3 protein-coding genes are annotated in these 2,166 nt (G+C 62.3%); 2 read left to right on the top strand and 1 reads right to left on the bottom strand.

The window, feature by feature from the left end; translation table 11 throughout:
• Both D6877_RS17505 and D6877_RS17500 read left to right on the top strand, forming a co-directional pair.
• Positions 1-894, top strand: an 894-nt coding sequence (locus tag D6877_RS17505; protein WP_241662920.1) for a methyl-accepting chemotaxis protein, incomplete at its 5' end; no start/stop codon positions are given.
• A 188-nt stretch (positions 895-1,082) separates the two neighbouring features.
• Entirely contained in the window at positions 1,083-1,448 is a 366-nt protein-coding gene (locus D6877_RS17500) for an Mpo1-like protein (protein WP_064391411.1), read from the top strand.
• A gap of 1 nt (position 1,449) precedes the next feature.
• On the opposite strand, the gene D6877_RS17495 is transcribed toward D6877_RS17500, so the two are convergent.
• Positions 1,450-2,166: acyl-CoA thioesterase domain-containing protein (locus D6877_RS17495; protein WP_130911605.1), on the bottom strand; the 717-nt coding region annotated here is incomplete at its 5' end.

The raw sequence follows: 2,166 nt of genomic DNA, 5'->3' as shown, positions 1-2,166 counted from the left end.
GTCGGGCAGATGGCCAATGCCTTCAACGCCATGCAGGCCGGTTATCAACGCGTCGTAACCACCGTTGCCAGCACCGCGCGACAACTGGATGACGGCGCTGCGCGGCTGGCCTCGAGCATGAATGATGTGCGTCACGGCATGCTCGGCCAGCAGAGCGAAACCGACCAGGCTGCCACCGCGATCAACGAAATGACCGCCACCGTTTATCACATCGCGCAACACGCCGGCGCCACCCGCGATCTATCGAAAACCGCCGATGGCCTCGCCGGCAGCGGTCAGCAGGTGGTGGCGCGGGTGCAGCAGTCGATTGCCGGGTTATCCAACGGCGTGCAGCAGACGGCAGAAATGATTCAACGCCTGGCCGAGGACAGCCAGAAGATCAACGGCGTGGTCAGCGTGATTCACAGCATTGCCGAACAGACCAATCTGCTCGCGCTCAACGCGGCGATCGAAGCGGCCCGCGCCGGGGAGATGGGGCGCGGCTTTGCCGTGGTCGCCGATGAAGTGCGCAACCTCGCCAAGCGCGTGCAGGCGTCCACCGACGAGATCACCGGCATGATCGCCGCGTTGCAGGCTGGCACCCGCGATGCGGTGGATTTCATGCAGGAGAGTTCGTACAAAGCCGACGACTGCGTGCAGCAGGCCCAGGAGGCTGGCGCGGCGCTGGCGGAAATCACCGGAGCGGTGGCGCAGATGCGCGAAAGCAACACGCAGATTGCCGTCGCGGCGGAACAGCAGAGTCAGGTTGCCGAGGAGATGAACCGGGCGGTGGTGAGTATTCGTGACGTGACTGAAAATACCGTGCAGCAGACGGTGGATTCGGCGACGACCAGTAATGAGCTGGCGACATTGGCCGGGGAGCTGAACAAGGCGATTGGGCAGTTGAAGCTATAAGATCAAAAGATCGCAGCCTTCGGCAGCTCCTACAGGGGAACGCATTCCAACATGCAGGAGCTGCCGAAGGCTGCGATCTTTTTTGTCCATCATGCCTATGATGCCAATAGCCAACCTTGATTCGCCGCCCTCCGCGCCCGGGCCTATTCTTCAAGCATGTGTTCAACATGGATCGAGGAGTAGCAAACATGGGCAAACGTCACCCCAACCTTCCCGCGTGGCAATGGCGCGCTTACCCGGGCAATCATCAGCATCCGACCAATCTGGTCCTGCACCTGATTGCCGTGCCGCTGTTCATCGTGGCGTTTCTGCTGATCGTGTCGGGGGTGTTCAGCCTGAGCCTGGCCAGCGTCGCCATCGGCGTGATCGGTATCGTCGCGGCGCTGGGTCTGCAGCGCCACGGCCACCGCCTGGAGGCGCAAGCCTCCGAGCCGTTCAGTGATCGCAAAGATGCCGTGTCACGTTTGCTGGTCGAGCAGTTTCTGACGTTCCCACGGTTCTTTCTCAGCGGTGGCTGGTGGCGCGCCTGGCGTGAGCGCCACCGTCGGCATTGAGTCAGGCGAAGATCGTCACAGTCTGCCGGCTCATGGCAATCAGCTCTCCCTTCGCACTCCACAACTTCGCGGCGACATGGCCGTAGCCGTCGGCCGCGTATTCGATATCGGCCAGGTATTGGCACCAATCCAGCGTGCTCAAGTCATGTAACGGCTGCACGAACTCGATGGTCCAGGTCAGCGTACTACCCGGTGCCGGTTTCTTCAGATACGGCAACAGCGCCGGAGGCCAGGCATCCACCAGCGCCAGCAGATGCGCCTCGTTGACCGGCTCCTCTTTGACATCCCCACGCAACCGCACCCAGCCGCCCATCAAGCGCGATGGCGTGTTGGAGAACGGAATACCGCCGACGCTCCAGCGCATCGCCAGATGGCGCATGAATTCCGGGGTTACGCCTTTGATGTAGGGCAGCTCCTGGCACTCGTCCCAGTGTTTAATGGTGGGCGCCGGATAGGCTTCGACGGCGACTTCCGAAGGCCGCGAGGCACCGAAGCTGCCCTGAATGATCGTCACCACTTGGCCATTTTGCATGGCGCGGCCCAACACCTGGCTGACCGCTTTGCCTTCACGCAGCACATCGACTTCGAAACTCACCGGTACTTCCGGCTCGACCGGGCCGACAAAGGTAATCGCCAGCGAACGCACCGGGCGCTCCGTCGGCACCCTGGCGCGCATGGCTTCAAATTGCAGCGCGGCCACCAGCCCGCCAAAACTGGC

It is taken from the genome of Pseudomonas sp. Sample_9, assembly GCF_004307535.1.
In the GTDB taxonomy this organism is placed as follows: domain Bacteria; phylum Pseudomonadota; class Gammaproteobacteria; order Pseudomonadales; family Pseudomonadaceae; genus Aquipseudomonas; species Aquipseudomonas mercuritolerans.
Note: the sequence above shows the minus strand (reverse complement) of the source record. Positions and strands in the feature narration are given on the sequence as shown.

What these genes read in the sequence shown, in the direction of transcription:
- D6877_RS17500 (WP_064391411.1), top strand. Translation starts at nt 1,083, where the DNA reads ATGGGCAAACGTCACCCCAACCTTCCCGCGTGGCAATGGCGCGCTTAC.